General features: G+C 70.8%; 13 protein-coding genes. 11 read left to right on the forward strand and 2 right to left on the reverse strand.

Going from position 1 to position 15449, the window contains the following annotated elements; all coding sequences use genetic code 11:
- The first annotated feature begins 3 nt into the window (after positions 1 to 3).
- Together ABVN73_RS12055 and thpR are read left to right on the forward strand one after the other, a co-directional pair.
- Positions 4 to 1047, forward strand: a complete 1044-nt coding sequence (locus tag ABVN73_RS12055; RefSeq protein WP_353858192.1) for an NADP(H)-dependent aldo-keto reductase — start codon at positions 4 to 6, stop codon at positions 1045 to 1047.
- Between the two features lie 16 nt (positions 1048 to 1063).
- Positions 1064 to 1600 (forward strand): RNA 2',3'-cyclic phosphodiesterase, encoded by a 537-nt coding sequence (thpR, locus tag ABVN73_RS12060; protein WP_353858193.1) that lies wholly within the window; start codon positions 1064 to 1066, stop codon positions 1598 to 1600.
- Between the two features lie 200 nt (positions 1601 to 1800).
- On the opposite strand, the gene ABVN73_RS12065 is transcribed toward thpR, so the two are convergent.
- A complete protein-coding gene (locus tag ABVN73_RS12065; RefSeq protein WP_353858194.1) occupies positions 1801 to 3051 on the reverse strand; it encodes a UbiH/UbiF/VisC/COQ6 family ubiquinone biosynthesis hydroxylase in 1251 nt (416 codons plus the stop codon).
- Between the two features lie 318 nt (positions 3052 to 3369).
- Between ABVN73_RS12065 and glnK the strand changes: the two genes are divergently transcribed.
- The 5 genes from glnK (at position 3370) to ABVN73_RS12090 (ending at position 9552) form a co-directional block, all read left to right on the forward strand.
- Entirely contained in the window at positions 3370 to 3708 is a 339-nt protein-coding gene (glnK, locus tag ABVN73_RS12070; protein ID WP_035670687.1) for a P-II family nitrogen regulator, read from the forward strand.
- Positions 3709 to 4061: 353 nt separating this feature from the next.
- Positions 4062 to 5294: an aminotransferase class I/II-fold pyridoxal phosphate-dependent enzyme gene (locus tag ABVN73_RS12075; protein WP_353858195.1), complete on the forward strand. Its 1233-nt coding sequence runs from the start codon at positions 4062 to 4064 to the stop codon at positions 5292 to 5294.
- A gap of 105 nt (positions 5295 to 5399) precedes the next feature.
- Positions 5400 to 7931: a DNA translocase FtsK 4TM domain-containing protein gene (locus ABVN73_RS12080; protein WP_353858196.1), complete on the forward strand. Its 2532-nt coding sequence runs from the start codon at positions 5400 to 5402 to the stop codon at positions 7929 to 7931.
- Between the two features lie 186 nt (positions 7932 to 8117).
- The gene (locus tag ABVN73_RS12085; protein WP_353858197.1) at positions 8118 to 8780 is read left to right on the forward strand and encodes an outer membrane lipoprotein carrier protein LolA; all 663 of its coding nucleotides are present in this window, start codon (positions 8118 to 8120) and stop codon (positions 8778 to 8780) included.
- 151 nt (positions 8781 to 8931) lie between these two features.
- Entirely contained in the window at positions 8932 to 9552 is a 621-nt protein-coding gene (locus ABVN73_RS12090; RefSeq protein ID WP_353858198.1) for an HdeD family acid-resistance protein, read from the forward strand.
- A 4-nt stretch (positions 9553 to 9556) separates the two neighbouring features.
- On the opposite strand, the gene ABVN73_RS12095 is transcribed toward ABVN73_RS12090, so the two are convergent.
- The gene (locus ABVN73_RS12095) at positions 9557 to 11089 is read right to left on the reverse strand and encodes a YifB family Mg chelatase-like AAA ATPase (RefSeq protein WP_353858199.1); all 1533 of its coding nucleotides are present in this window, start codon (positions 11087 to 11089) and stop codon (positions 9557 to 9559) included.
- A 168-nt stretch (positions 11090 to 11257) separates the two neighbouring features.
- On the opposite strand from ABVN73_RS12095, the gene ABVN73_RS12100 reads away from it, so the two are divergent.
- From ABVN73_RS12100 to ABVN73_RS12115, 4 genes are all read left to right on the forward strand, one after another.
- Entirely contained in the window at positions 11258 to 12004 is a 747-nt protein-coding gene (locus tag ABVN73_RS12100) for a creatininase family protein (RefSeq protein ID WP_353858200.1), read from the forward strand.
- A gap of 88 nt (positions 12005 to 12092) precedes the next feature.
- Positions 12093 to 13604 carry an ABC transporter substrate-binding protein gene (locus ABVN73_RS12105; protein ID WP_353858201.1) on the forward strand — a complete coding sequence of 504 codons (1512 nt, stop codon included), beginning with the start codon at positions 12093 to 12095 and terminating at the stop codon, positions 13602 to 13604.
- Positions 13605 to 13644: 40 nt separating this feature from the next.
- Complete coding sequence (locus tag ABVN73_RS12110) at positions 13645 to 14592, forward strand: ABC transporter permease (RefSeq protein WP_353858202.1); 948 nt, start codon at positions 13645 to 13647, stop codon at positions 14590 to 14592.
- Complete coding sequence (locus tag ABVN73_RS12115) at positions 14589 to 15434, forward strand: ABC transporter permease (protein ID WP_353858203.1); 846 nt, start codon at positions 14589 to 14591, stop codon at positions 15432 to 15434. The genes ABVN73_RS12110 and ABVN73_RS12115 overlap by 4 nt, the downstream gene beginning before the upstream one ends.
- Positions 15435 to 15449: the final 15 nt, after the last annotated feature.

A 15449-nucleotide genomic window follows, 5' to 3' on the forward strand; every position in this document is an offset into this window, starting at 1 on the left:
CACATGCAATACCGTCCGCTCGGCCGCACCGGCCTGTCGGTCAGCGCCATCGGCCTGGGCACCATGACCTGGGGCCGCCAGAACAGCGAGGCCGAAGGCCACGCCCAGATGGATTACGCGCTCGGCGAGGGCGTGAATTTCTGGGACACGGCGGAGATGTACGCCATCCCCCCGACCGCCGACACGTACGGACGTACGGAGGAGGTGATCGGCAGCTGGTTCAAGGCGAACGGCAAGCGCGATCAGGTGATCCTGGCGAGCAAGGTCGTCGGAGCGACCGACGGCGGTTTCGCCTGGGTGCGCAACGGCGAGGCGAAGCTCGACCGCGCCAACATCTTCGCGGCGGTGGAGGCCAGCCTGCGCCGGCTCCAGACCGACTACATCGACCTGTACCAGCTCCACTGGCCCGACCGTGCGACCAACCGCTTCGGCGCGCGCAACTACGTCCACCGGCCCGAGAAGGACGGCACGCCCATCGAGGAGACTCTGTCGGCGCTCGACGAGCTGGTCAAGTCCGGCAAGGTCCGCCACGTCGGCGTCTCGAACGAGTCGCCCTGGGGCGTGATGCAGTTCCTGAAGCTGGCGGAGAACAAGGGCCTGCCGCGCATCGCCTCGATCCAGAACGCCTACAGCCTGCTGAACCGGACCTTCGAGCAGGGTCTGGCCGAGATGTCTCTGCGCGAGGATGTCGGGCTTCTCGCCTATTCGCCGCTGGCCGCCGGCACGCTGACCGGCAAGTATCTGGACGGCGCCGTTCCCGCCGGCACCCGCCGCGCGCTGGATCACCGGAAGTCGCGCTACGCCACGGTCAACGCCGACGCGGCGACCCGCGAGTATCTGGACATCGCCCGGCGCCACGGCCTGTCGCCGACGCAGATGGCCATCGCCTTCACCCTGCAGCAGCCCTTCGTGGCGTCCTCGCTGATCGGCGCTACGACCATGGAGGACCTGAAGTCCAACATCGCGGCGGTGGACGTCACGCTGTCGGACGAGGTGATGAAGGACATCGAGGCGGTCAACGCCCGCTATCCCGACCCCTGCCCGTAACCGGTTCGGAACGCCGATGATCCGTCTCTTCGTCGCCCTCGATTTCCCGGAGGATGTGCGCCGGCGTCTGGCGGGGCTGGGCGGCGGCGTGCCCGGCGCCCGCTGGACCGACGCGGACAACCTGCACCTGACGCTCCGCTTCATCGGAGAGGTGCCGGAGGATCAGGCGGCGGAGATCGACGAGTCGCTGGCGCAGATCGCGGCCCCGGCCTTCGATCTGGTCCTGGACGGCGTGGGCGTGTACGGCAGCGGCCGCAACGCCCGCGTCCTCTGGGCCGGGGTGGAGCGCAGCGACGCCTTGTCGCACCTCCAGTCCAAGGTCGAGTCGGCGCTGGTCCGCTGCGGCCTGCCGGCGGAGGAGCGCAAGTTCTCGCCCCACGTCACGCTCGCCCGGCTGAAGGACGCGCCGAAGGACCGGATCGGGCGCTTCATCGAGGAGCGCGGGATGTTCCGCGCCGGGCCGATCCGGGTGGAGCACTTCACGCTCTACCGCAGCCACCTGGGCAAGGGGGCCGCGGTGTACGAGGCGCTGTCGGAATACGGGCTGGGGTGAGTGGGTTCGGGATTCTTGGCGGGCAACAGGGTCTTCACGGATTGCACGGATTTTGACACGGATTTCTTTTGTTCTTGCTTCAGCGCGTGCCTTCTCGATCAGCAGGCACCGGGCAAGACCATACAAAAAACCCGTGTAATCCGTGCTTCAATCCGAGAAATCCGTGAAGTCCTGTTGCCCGCCAAGACTCCAACCACGCCTTACAGCGGCACGCCCTTGATCATCCGCGGCAGCTCGCCGACCACGCCCATCGCGTGCCGCATGAAGAAGCGCTTCAGCGGCGGCAGGCGGTTGACGACGGCCATGCCGACGTCGCGGGCCAGCTTGATCGGCGGGATGTTGTTGGAGAACAGGTGCACCAGACCGTCGCACACCGCGGCCAGCAGCACCGTGTCGAAGCGGCGCCAGCGCTGGAAGCGGGCCAGCACCTCCGGCGAGCCGACGTCCAGCCCCAGCCGGTGGGCGTCCACGATCACCTCGGCGAGCGCCGCCACGTCGCGCAGGCCCAGGTTCAGCCCCTGCCCGGCGATGGGGTGGATGGCGTGGGCCGCCTCGCCGATCAGCGCCACGCGCTCGGCGATGAAACGCTCGGCCAGCAGGACCGACAGCGGCCAGGCGTCGCGCCGGGTCACCAGTTCGATGTCGCCCAGATAGCCGCCCGACCGCCGGGTCAGCTCGTCGATGAACTGGTCCTCCGGCAGCTTCAGATACATGTCGACCAGCGACCGCTTCTCGCTCCACACGATGGAGGAGCGGTTCCCGGTCATCGGCAGCACGGCGAAGGGACCGTTGGGCAGGAAATGCTCCACCGCCACGCCGTTGTGCGGCTCCGAATGGCGGATCGTGCAGATGATCGCGGATTGATCGTAGGCCCAGGTGCGCAGCTTGATCCCGGCGCTTTCCCGCGCCAGCGAGCGGCGCCCGTCGGCCCCGACCACCAACCGCGCCTTGACCACCCGCCCGTCGGCCAGCTTTACCGTGGCGCCGGCGCGGCTGCGCTCGATCGACACGGCCTGGGCCGGGGCCAGATGGCGCAGGCCGGGCAGCTCCCTGGCGCGGGCGAACAGGGCGCGGCGCATGTCCTTGTTGTCGAGAATCCAGCCGAAGGGTTGGTTCCGGCCGTCCCAGTTCAGCTCCTTGTGGTCGTAATGCACGAACAAGGGCGAGAACTGGTCGGCCACCCGGATGTCGAGGATCGGGCCGGCGTCGGGCTCCATGTGCTTCCACACGCCCGCCCCCTCCAGCACCTTCATCGAGGCGTAGGCGACCGCCGTGGTGCGGATGTCGAAGTCGTCCGCGGCCTGCCGGTCCGGGCTGTCGCGGTCGATGCAGACCACCGGAACGCCCGCGGTGGCCAGGGCCGCCGCCATGCTGAGCCCGGCCAGTCCGCCGCCCAACACGACGACGTCGGTCGTGATCTCCTGCGCTGCGGTGGTGCCCGATTCGGTCATGATGGCGCTGCCCTTCGATCAGTGTAGACGGGTACGAACAATCGTTCCGCTCGGTCCGGATGTCCAGCGGCGCGGCGTCGCGGCACCCGGTTTGCGTAATTATTGGGCACAGCCTGCCCAATCGATCGGCGAAACAGCCAGAAACCGCTGAAAAGGGTCGATTCTGCAACCGGCACGATTTTTGAAGACATTGATTTTTGCGGTCGAGGCGAACACGCTCGAGTCACGTTCGGGAAACCCGCCGTCACGGCGGGATCGGCCGAGGGGGGACCGGGCGACCGCGAGGGCCCGCAAACACGCATACCAAGGGGAAGCCACATGAAACTGGTTATGGCCATCATCAAGCCGTTCAAGCTCGACGAAGTGCGCGAGGCGCTGACGTCGCTCGGGATTCAGGGCCTGACGGTGAGCGAGGTGAAGGGCTTCGGACGCCAGAAGGGTCAGACCGAGATCTACCGCGGCGCCGAGTATTCCGTGAGCTTCCTGCCCAAGGTGAAGGTCGAGGTCGCGGTGTCCGACGACCAGTACGAGCAGGTGGTCGAGGCGATCCAGAAGGCCGCCAACACCGGCCGCATCGGCGACGGCAAGATCTTCGTGCTGGACATCGCCCAGGCCGTGCGCATCCGCACCGGCGAGACCAACACCGAAGCGCTCTGAGGCGGACCGGACCCAAGCGGACAGGGCGGGGCGTCACGGCCCGGCCCCTCCCGCGAGGGGGGAAGGCGCGTCCGCTTTTTCTTGCCGCGGGGCATCGATGATCTGCCCGGAGACTTGAGGCCGGGCGCGCCAGTCTTTCCGCTGTGACGCCAAGGCCGCCGGAACGGGCGGCGTATGCTTTCCCTTGACCGGGTCTCGTCCGGTTTTGTGCCCTTGTGCCGGGACTCCACCGCCGGTAGGATCGTTTCCGTTTCGTATCGGGCAGAGGCCCCCAAAAGGCCCCTGACGGGCCGTGCCCCTCGGGGCCGGCCCGGCCTTCTCGGGCCGTCCTCATGGAAAGGATTCTCGGCGGCATGTCGCTCCCGGACCTCGGCACCTTCGCTCTCGTCAACGACCGGCTCGACCGGCTGTCCGACTACCCCTTCACCCGGCTGGCGGCCCTGCTGTCCGGGGTGACGCCGCGCAGCAACGCCGAGCCGATCCTGATGTCGGTGGGCGAGCCGCAGCACCAGCCGCCGGCCATCATCGACGAGACGCTGCGCGCCAACGCCCATTTGTGGGGCAAATACCCGCCGGTCGGCGGCACGCCGGAGTTCCGCGAGGCGGTTGGCGCCTGGCTGACCCGCCGCTACGCCCTGCCGGACGGTCTGTTCGACGCCGAAAAGTCGGTCCTGCCGGTGTCCGGCACGCGCGAGGCGCTGTTCCTGCTGGCCCTGCTGGCCGTGCCGCCGTCCAAGGCGGGCCGGCAGCCGGCGGTGCTGATGCCCAACCCCTTCTACGCGCCCTACGAGGGGGCGGCCCTGCTGGCGGGGGCGGAGCCGGTGTTCCTGCCCTCCACCCGCGAGACCGGCTTCCTGCCCGACCTCGACGCGCTGACGCCGGAGCTGCTGGAACGCACGGCGCTGTTCTACCTCTGCACCCCGGCCAACCCGCAGGGGGCGGCGGCCGACGCCGCCTATCTGGAGCGGGCGATCGGGCTGGCGCGGCGCTACGGCTTCATCCTGGCGGTGGACGAGTGCTACGCCGAGATCTACCTGGACAAGCCGCCGGTCGGCGCGCTCCAGGTCGCCTCCAGGCTGGTCCATGACGGGAAGCCCTGGGCGAACATCCTGGTCTTCCATTCCCTGTCCAAGCGGTCGAGCGCCGCCGGGCTGCGCTCGGGCTTCGTGGCCGGCGATCCGGAACTGATGGCGCGCTTCACCCGCCTGCGCAGCTATTCCAACGCCGGGATGCCGCTGCCGGTGCTGGCGGCCAGCGCCGCCCTGTGGCGGGACGAGGCGCATGTCGAGGAGAACCGCGCGCTCTACCGCGCCAAGTTCGACGCGGCGGAGGCCGCGCTGAAGGGGCGCTACGGCTATTACCGGCCGGACGGCGGCTTCTTCCTGTGGCTGGAGGTCGGCGACGGCGAGGAGGCGACGCGCCGCCTGTGGGCGGAGGGCGGCATCCGCGTTCTGCCCGGCGCCTACCTGACCCGCAGCAACCCCGGCGAGGCCAACCCCGGCGCCCCCTTCATCCGCATCGCGCTGGTGAACGACGCCGAGACGGTCGCCCACGCCTGCGCCGCCATCGCCCGCATCCTGGGATAAGGGCGGGGGGATAATCCCCCGCCCCTCTTCGGCCCTCCCAGTCACCCCGGTCTTTCGCCCCGAAGGACGGGTTCGGTACAGCACGTTCTTGAGGACCTTCTGCCCATGGCACGACCCGCAAGCCCCCGCAGCGGAAGCGGCAAAAGCGCCGGAGCGCGGCCCGCCGGAGCACGGCCGGAGAAGCCGCCCTTCTTCTCGCCCGCCACGCGCGCCTTCGTGGTGGCGCGGGCGCGCGAGCTGGCCGGCTTCGCGCTGGGCGTGGTCGGTCTGGTGCTGATGGTCATCCTGGGCAGCTACAACCCGGCCGACCCGTCCTGGAACGCGGTCCCGGCGGCGGACGCCCACATCCACAACCTGTTCGGCCGGTTCGGCGCCCATCTGGCCGACGTCCTGATCCAGTCGCTGGGCTGGGCGGCCTATCTGCTGGCGCTGGTCCCGATGATGTGGGGCTGGCGGCTCAGCCTGCAGAAGAGCATCCGCCACCCGCTGTTCCGCAGCGTGCTGGCGGTGTGGGGCGTGCTTCTCATCGCCATGTTCCTGGCCGGGATGGGCGGCGGGGGCGGAGACCCGCTGAACGGCCATCCCGGCGGCAGCTTCGGCATCGTTCTGCTGGATGGCGTCAGCAAGCTGCTGTTCGGCGGCCCCGGCAACCCGGTGGTCGGCACGGCGGCCGGCGTGGCCGGCGGTCTGATCCTGTTCGTCGCCATGGGCCTGTCGATCCGCGAATGGGCGGCCAGCCTGCGCGAGACCGCCGCCGGCCTCGCCCGCCTCGGGCGGGGCGCGCGGGCCGGCGTGTCCTTCATGCGCGACAAGGGCGCGGAGGCCGCGCGCAGCGCCGCCCGCCAGACCGGCGGCCTGCTGCGCCGCGAGCCGAGCCTCGCCACCACCGGAAAGAAGACCGCCGCCCCGACGCTGGACGACGCTTCCGACGACGCGCCCGGCGAGGACGGCGCCATCACCCTGCGCGCCGCGCCGCGCGGCCGCCTGTCCGACTCCATCAGCGTGGAGCCGCGCGTGGAGGCCAGGACCCGCGCCGTCCCGGTGGTCACCCCGCCGGCCGGCGGCAAGAAGGCCGCCGACCAGGGGCGCCCGTCCAAGCAGGCCGCCCTCAATCTGGAGGAGGCGGACGGCTACGAGCTGCCGCCCCTCGACCTGCTGCAGATCGTCCCGACCAGCGTGCGTGGCGAGAAGGTGGACGAGGCGGCGCTGCGCGAGAACGCGGTGAAGCTGGAAGGCGTGCTGTCCGACTTCGGCGTGCGCGGCGAGGTGCAGAAGGTCCATCCCGGCCCGGTCGTCACCCTTTACGAGCTGGAGCCGGCTCCCGGCACCAAGTCGTCCCGCGTCATCGGCCTGGCCGACGACATCGCCCGCTCGATGAGCGCGGTGTCGGTCCGCGTCGCCGTGGTGCCGGGCCGCAACGTCATCGGCATCGAGCTGCCCAACGCCAAGCGCGAGACCGTGCTGCTGCGCGAACTGCTGGCCGGCGACGTCTTCGACAAGACGGCGGGCAAGCTGCTGCTGGCGCTGGGCAAGGACATCGGCGGCCAGTCGGTGGTGGCCGACCTCGCCCGCTTCCCGCACCTGCTGGTCGCCGGCACCACCGGCTCGGGCAAGTCGGTCGCCATCAACACGATGATCCTGTCGCTGCTTTACCGGCTGCCGCCCGACCGCTGCCGCTTCATCATGATCGACCCCAAGATGCTGGAGCTGTCGGTCTATGAGGGCATCCCGCATCTGCTGACGCCGGTCGTCACCGACCCGAAGAAGGCGGTGGTCGCCCTGAAATGGACGGTGCGGGAGATGGAGGACCGCTACCGCAACATGTCCAAGCTGGGCGTGCGCAACATCGAGGGCTACAACGCCCGCCTGCGCGAGGCCCGCGCCGACGGCGAGCTGCTGACCCGCCGCGTCCAGACCGGCTTCGACCCCGACACCGGCAAGCCGATCTTCGAAGAGCAGCCGCTCGACCTGAAGGAGCTGCCCTACATCGTGGTCATCGTGGACGAGATGGCCGACCTGATGCTGGTGGCCGGCAAGGACATCGAAGCGGCGATCCAGCGCCTCGCCCAGATGGCGCGGGCCGCCGGCATCCACCTGATCATGGCGACGCAGCGCCCGTCGGTGGACGTCATCACCGGCACCATCAAGGCCAACTTCCCGACCCGCATCAGCTTCCAGGTCACCTCCAAGATCGACAGCCGCACCATCCTCGGCGAGCAGGGGGCGGAACAGCTGCTCGGCCAGGGCGACATGCTCTACATGGCCGGCGGCGGCCGCATCACCCGCGTCCACGGCCCCTTCGTCGCCGACGGCGAGGTCGAGCAGGTGGTGAAGTTCCTCAAGACCCAGGGCGAGCCGAGCTACGTCGACGCCATCACCGAGGAGGACGATGAGGACGGCGGCTCCTTCGACGACGGGTCGGGTGCCGGCGGCGGGTCGGGCGACGACCTCTACGACAAGGCGGTGGCGGTGGTCTGCCGCGAGCGCAAGGCGTCGACCAGCTTCATCCAGCGCCAGCTCCGCATCGGCTACAACTCCGCCGCCCGCCTGATCGAGCGGATGGAGAGCGAAGGCGTGGTTAGCAAGCCCAACCACGCCGGCAAGCGCGAGGTCCTGGCCCGCAACATCGAGGAGTAGAGGGCGGTCGCCCCCTCCCTAGCCCTCCCCCTCTTCGAGGTGGAGGGGACTGGCGCCGCTTCGCACAAGCCCCCTCTCCCTCGAAGAGGGGGAGGGTTGGGGAGGGGGTAAAGCGCCCTTTCTCCTTGGAACCACCGCCGCCGCGCCCCATTTCCGCCCGGAACGTCCGGTTACCTAGCAGGCATCATGAAGATCCCGTTCCGCCGCATCCTGGCTGCCGCTGCCGTCGCCCTGTCCGTCACCACGGCGGGAGCGGTCCTCGACTCCGCGCTCGCCGCGCCGCGCGCCGCCGCCCTGTCCGCCCAGGACCAGACGCTGGTGGCCCAGGCGGAAAGCTACCTGAACGGCATCGGCACCCTGCAATCGAAGTTCGTGCAGGTCGCGCCGAACGGCCATCAGACCACCGGCACCTTCTACCTCGCGCGCCCCGGCCGGATGCGGCTGGAATATGACCCGCCGGTGAAGGACTTCGTCGTCGCCGACGGCGCCTTCATCTTCTATTGGGACGGGGAGATGCGGCAGCAGTCCAGCGCCCCCATCGGCAGCACGCTGGCCGACTTCATCCTGCGCAAGAACATCCGGCTGTCCGGCGACGTGACGGTGACCGGGGTCTATCAGGCGCCGGGACTGGTGGAGATCAGCCTGACCGAGACCAAGGACCCCGGCAAGGGCACCCTGACGCTGGTCTTCGAGGACCGGCCCTTCCAGCTCCGCAAATGGCGGGTGCTGGATGCCCAGGGGCTGACGACCGAGGTGGCGCTGATGAACCCGCGCGAGGGCATGCAGTTCGACTCGAAGCTCTTCTACTTCATCGAACCCAGCAAGAGCGATTACGGCCGCAGCAACTGATTCGCCCTACCTATTCCGCACGGATTTCGCGCGAATCCCGCCGCGCCGACAACCCGCCGCCGCAACGAAGTCCTCCTGATCCTGTTGCCGTGCTGTATCGGGCGCGTTCACCCGCGCCCGCTGCACTCGAACGGATGAGGGGAGACGCGACATGGCGACGGAGGCGATGTACGAGGCCCGCCGGGTCCAGGGCATGAACGACCTGCTGGCGCGCAACTGGTGGGCGCTGGCGTTGCGCGGCGCCGCGGCGGTGGTGCTCGGCCTGCTGGCCTTCCTTCTGCCGGGGGCGACGGTCGCCACCCTGGCGATTCTTCTCGCGGCCTATCTGCTGATGGACGGGCTGTTCGCCATCGTCGGCGGCGTCCGCGCCGCGCAGGCGCAGGAGCGCAGCCTGCCCTTCCTGCTGGACGGCGTGGTCAGTCTGGTGGCGGGCGCCGTGGCCCTGCTGTGGCCGGAGGCGAGCCTGTTCGCGCTGATCTTCGTGATCGCCGCCTGGTCGGTCATCACCGGCTTCGCCAAGATCATGACCGCGTGGCGCATGCACCGCACCCACGGCAAATGGGCCTGGGGCGTGGCCGGCGCCCTGTCGGTGCTGTTCGGCTTCGGCATGTGGGTCCTGCCGTCGCTGGGCCTGCTGGCCGTGGCGCTGGGCGTGGGCAGCTATCTGATCGCCTATGGCGCGCTGGCCATCATCACGGCCTTCCGCCTGCGTCGCTGCCTGCACGACCGGAACCATCACTCCAACCACGGCAACGCCGTGGCGGCGGAGTGAACATTCACCGTCCGGGGGCGATGCGGCGGTAGCCGAGCGCCTCCGCGACGTGCGGGCGGCGCACGCCGCCCCCGCCGTCCAGGTCGGCCAGCGTGCGGGCGACGCGCATGACGCGGTGATAGCCACGGGCGGACAGCTTCAGCCGCTCCGCCGCCTCGGTCAGCAGGGCGCGGCCCGGCTGGTCGGGAGCGGCGGCCTTCTCCAGCAGTTCGCCGTCCGCCTCGGCGTTGGTGCGCACCGCCCGGCCCTCGGGAAAGGGGCCGAAGCCGGCGTAGCGCTCCGCCTGGACGGCGCGGGCCAGCGCGACGCGGGCGGCCACGTCGGCGCTGCCCTCCGCGGGCGGCGGCAGGCTGAGATCGGCGGGGCTGACGGCGGGCACGTCGATGTGCAGGTCGATGCGGTCGAACAGCGGCCCGCTGATCTTCGACTGGTAGTCGGCCGCGCATTTCGGAGCGCGGGCGCAGGCCAGCGACGGGTCGTCGAGATGGCCGCAGCGGCAGGGGTTCATCGCCGCGATCAACTGCACCCGCGCCGGGTAGGTCACATGGTGGTTGGCCCGGCTGACCACCGCCTTTCCGGTCTCCAGCGGCTGGCGCAGCGCCTCCAGCGTGCCGCGCGGGAATTCGGGCAATTCGTCGAGGAACAGCACGCCCTTGTGGGCCAGGGAAATCTCGCCGGGCTTGGCGCGCGATCCGCCGCCGACCAGGGCGGGCAGGCTGGCCGACTGGTGCGGCGAACGGTAGGGGCGCTGGCGCAGCAGCCGGCCGCCTTCCAGCAGCCCGGCGACGCTGTGGATCATCGACACCTCCAGCGCCTCCGCCGGGTCGAGCGGCGGCAGCAGGCCGGGCAGCCGCGCCGCCAGCATCGACTTGCCGGAGCCGGGCGGCCCGATCATCAGCAGATTGTGCGATCCGGCGGCGGCGACCTCCAGCGCGCGCTTGGCCGTCTCGTTGCCCTTGACGTCGCGCAGGTCGAGCGGCGCCTCGGCGCTCTCCTGGATGCGCGGGCGCGGGCGGGTCAGCACCTGCTGGCCGCGGAAATGGTTGATGAGGGCGAGCAGCGTGGCGGGCGCCAGCACGTCCAGCCCCTCCCCCGCCCAGGCGGCCTCGCCGCCGCAGGCCTCCGGGCAGATCAGCCCGCGGTCGTGGGCCAGCGCGTTGATCGCCGCCGGCAGCACCCCGGCCACCGGGGTCAGCGCCCCGTCCAGCGCCAACTCGCCGAGCGCGCAGTAACGGCTCATCTCCAGGTCGGGCAGCACGCCCATGACGGTCAGCAGGGCCAGCGCGATGGGCAGGTCGAAGTGGCTGCCCTCCTTCAGCACGTCCGCCGGGGCGAGGTTGACGGTGATCCGCTTGGCCGGCAGGGCAAGGCCAAGCGCGTGCAAAGCCGCCCGCACCCGCTCCCGGCTCTCGGCCACCGCCTTGTCGGGCAGGCCGACGACGGTGAAGGCGACGATGCCCCCGGACATCTGAACCTGAACGTCGATGTCCAGAACCTCGATGCCCTGGAACGCCACCGTGTTGATCCGCGCAACCATGCCAGACGCCATGCCTTGGAAAATGCACGCGAGTGTATGGGTGGCCGACGGGAAATGCCAGCGCGGCGGGCGGCGCAGGGCCGCTCTGCGGCCGAGCGGCCTTGGGCGGCGGGCGGGGCTGCCCTACACTTCCTCCCAGATCGGAACACTCAACAAGGGTCAGAGACCGTGCAGCTTCTTCTCAGCACCTGGGCCGAGGCCGAGGCTTACCTGAAGACCTCCAAGGGCATCATCCTGCCCATCGGCTCCACCGAGCAGCATGGGCCGAACGGCCTGATCGGCACCGACGCCATCTGCGCCGAGGTCGTGGCCCGCGGCGTCGGCGACGCCACCGGGGCCATGGTCGGGCCGACCATCCCCGTCGGCATGGCCGTGCACCACATGGACTTTGCCGGCTCGATGACGCTGAAGCCCTCCACCCTGATCGCCCTGCTGCGCGACTATGTGATGTCGCTGGCGGAGCATGGGTTCGAGCGCTTCTTCTTCGTCAACGGCCACGGCGGCAACGTCGCGTCCGTCCGCGCCGCCTTCTACGAGATCTACGCGGAGAACCGCGCCCTGCGCGGCCGGCAGGCGCCGGAGCTGCGCTGCACCCTGGTCAACTGGTGGGAGAACCAGGAGATCGGCCGCCTGTCGCGGGAGCTGTTCGGCGGCAAGGAGGGCTCCCACGCCACGCCCAGCGAGGTGTCGCTGACCCAGTACGCCTATCCCGAGTCGATCAAGACGGCCACCATGGACCCGGAAACCGCGTCGCCCGGCGGCTTCTACGACGCCCGCGACTTCCGGCGGCGCCACCCGGACGGGCGCATCGGTTCCGCCCCCGGCCTCGCCTCGCCGGAGCATGGCAAGCGGCTGTTCGAGACGGCGGTCGAGGCGATCTCGCGCCAGTACGGCGCCTTCCTGGCGGAGGCCTGAGCGGAAAAGCCCGCCTGCGGTCTTGAACTCGGGCGTGGCTTCACCGCATCATCCCGCGCCGAGACAACGATTGGGGGAAACAGCCGTCATGCCGAACCGCCAGAGGCGCGCCGCGCTCGCCATCACCATGGGAGCGGTCCTCGGGCTGGCCGGCGCGCTGGCCGCCGGTCCGGTCCTCGCGCAAACGGCTTCCCGCACGGATCTGGTGGTCGGGATGCGGCTGGAGCCGCCGCACCTCGACCCCACGGCGGGGGCGGCCGCGGCCATCGACGAGGTGACCTACGCCAACCTGTTCGAGCCGCTGACCCGCATCGACGCCGAAGGCAAGGTGGTGCCGGGCTTCGCGGAAAAGTGGGAGGTGTCGGCGGACGGGCTGACCTACACCTTCCACCTGCGCAAGGGGGCGAAGTTCCACGACGGCACCGCCGCCGACTCGGCGGACGTCAAGTTCTCGCTCGACCGCGCGCGGGGCGCGGAGTCGGTGAACGCGCAGAAGGGCTATTTCGCCGCCATCGCCGGGGTGGAGGCGCCGGACGCGCGGACCGTGGTGGTCACCCTGTCGCGGCCCGACGGGCTGTTCCTCTTCCACATGGCGTCGGGCGACGCCGCCATCGTCGCTCCGGAATCGGCGGGCGCCAACAAGCAGACCCCGATCGGCACCGGCCCCTTCAAGTTCGAGCGCTGGGTGGCCGGCGACCGGGTGGTGCTGGTGCGCAACCCCGACTATGACGGGCCGAAGCCGGCGCTGGAGCGCGTGACCTTCCGCTTCATCAGCGACCCGGCGGCCCAGGTCGCCGCGCTGAAGGCCGGCGACATCGACAGCTTCCCGCAGTTCGACACCTACGAGGCGCTGCCCCAGTTCCGCGACGACGGGGCCTTCACCGTCATGGTCGGCACGACGGAGGGGGAGACGATCCTCGGCACCAACAACGCCCGCAAGCCCTTCGACGACCTGCGGGTGCGCCGGGCCATGGCCCACGCCATCGACCGCAAGACGCTGATCGACGGCGTGCTGTTCGGCAACGGTGCCGCCATCGGCAGCCATTTTCCGCCGCACCGCGCCGGCTATGTCGACCTGACCGGCCTCTACCCCTACGACCCGGACAAGGCCAAGGCGCTGCTCGCCGAGGCCGGGCTGCCAGACGGGTTCGAGACGACGCTGCGCCTGCCGCCGCCGATCTACGCCCGCCGCTCCGGCGAGCTGATCGCCGCCATGCTGGCCGAGGTCGGCATCCGCGTGAAGGTCGAGCCGATGGAATGGGCGCCCTGGCTGGAGCAGGTGTTCAAGGGCAAGGATTACGACCTGACCCTGATCGCCCACACGGAGCCGCTGGACATCGACATCTACGGTCGCCCCGACTACTACTTCAACTACCGCAGCGAGCGCTTCAACGCCGTTGGGGCGGAGCTGGACCGCACCCAGGACAACGCCAAGCGCAACGCCCTCTACGGCGAGCAGCAACGCATCCTGGCCGAGGACGCGGTGAACGGCTTCCTCTTCATGCTGCCCGCCGCCACCGTGCAGAAGTCGGCGGTGCAGGGCATGTGGGTGAACCGCCCGATCCAGGCCAACGACGTGACGGGCGTCCGGTGGAAGTGATCCGGCGCGGCCGGGCCGGACCCGGCAGGGGCTGACCCGCGTGCTCGCCTTCCTGGTGCGCCGTCTGCTGACCCTGGCGCTGACGGCGTGGCTGGCCACGCTGGTGGTCTTCGCCGTGCTGGAGGCGATCCCCGGCGACCCCGCCCTGGTGATGCTGGGCACCAGCGCCCAGCCGGAGGCCGTGGCCGCCCTGCGCGCCCAGATGGGGCTCGACCGGCCCTGGCCCGCCCGCTACGCCGGCTGGGTGGGCGGCATGCTGCACGGCGATTTCGGGACCAGCCTGACCTACGCGCGCCCGGTCGCCGGGCTGGTCGCCGACCGGCTGGCCATCACCCTGCCGCTGGCGGGGCTGGCGCTGGTCCTCTCGGCGGGCATCGCCATCCCGCTCGGCCTCTTCGCCGCCGGGCGGCAGGGGCGGGCCGGGGACTGGGCGGTCATGGCCTTCGGGCAGATGGGGATCGCGGTGCCGGGCTTCTGGTTCGCCATCCTGTTGATTTTGCTGTTCTCCGTTCGGCTGGGCTGGTTCTCCGCCGGCGGTTTTCCGGGGTGGGAGGCCGGGGCGGGGCCGGCGCTGAAGGCGCTGCTGCTGCCCGCCGTGGCGCTGGCCCTGCCGGAGGCGGCGATCCTGGCGCGCATCACCCGCACCGCGGCGCTCGACACGCTGCGCGAGGAGTATGTGCGCACGGCGGTCGCCAAGGGCCTGCCGCGCCGGCTGGTCCTGCGGCGCCATGTGCTGCCCAACGCGCTGATCCCCGTCGCCACCATCCTGGGCCTGCAATTCTCCTTCCTCGTCGCCGGGGCGGTGGTGGTGGAGAACGTCTTCACCCTGCCGGGGCTGGGCCGCCTGCTCTATCAGGCCATCGGCCAGCACGACCTGATCGTGGTGCAGAGCGTCGTCGTGCTGCTGGCGGTCACGGTGGTGGCGGTCAACGCGCTGGTCGACATCGTCTGCGCGGCCATCGACCCGCGCCCGCGGGTGACGGCATGAGACGGCTCGTCCGGCGGGTGCGCCGGCTGCCGGTCAGTCTGCTGCTGGGCGGGCTGCTCACCGCGCTGGTGGTGGGGGCGGCGCTGCTGTCGCTGGTCTGGACGCCCTTCCCGGCGGAGCAGGTGCGGGTGGTCGCCCGGCTGCGCCCGCCGGGACCGGTCCATTGGCTGGGCACCGACCATTTCGGGCGCGACGTGTTCTCGATGATCCTGGTCGGCGCCCGCAACTCGCTGGCCGTCGGGGCGGCGGCGGTGGCGCTGGGGGCGCTGCTGGGCGTGCCGCTGGGGCTGGCGGCTTCCGCCTGGGGACGCTGGGGGGACGAGGCGGTGGCCCGGCTCGGCGACCTGCTCTTCGCCTTTCCCGCGGTGCTGACGGCGATCCTGCTGACGGCGGCGCTGGGGGCGGGGGCGGTGAACGTCGTGCTGGCGCTCGGCCTGTTCAACGCCGCGGTCTTCGCGCGGGTGGCGCGCGGGGCGGCGCTGGCCGTCTGGCGCCGGGACTTCGTGCGGGCGGCGCTGGCGCTGGGGCGCGGGCCGCTGTCGGTGACGCTGGTGCATGTGCTGCCCAACATCGCTGGGGTGGTGATCGTCCAGGGGACGGTGCTGTTCGCCGTGGCGGTGCTGAACGAGGCGGCGCTGAGCTATCTCGGCCTGGGCATCCAGCCACCCTCGCCCTCCTGGGGAAAGATGCTGGGCGACGCGCAGACCTTCCTGTTCACCGCCCCCCTCCAGGCGATCTTTCCGGGGGCGGCCATCGCGGTGACGGTGCTGGGGCTGAACCTGCTCGGCGACGGCCTGCGCGACGCGCTGGACCCGCGCCACCGCTCGGCGGGGCTGCTGTAGACGTGACGGCCCGCA

The sequence above is a fragment of the Azospirillum formosense genome (genome assembly GCF_040500525.1).
In the GTDB taxonomy this organism is placed as follows: domain Bacteria; phylum Pseudomonadota; class Alphaproteobacteria; order Azospirillales; family Azospirillaceae; genus Azospirillum; species Azospirillum formosense_A.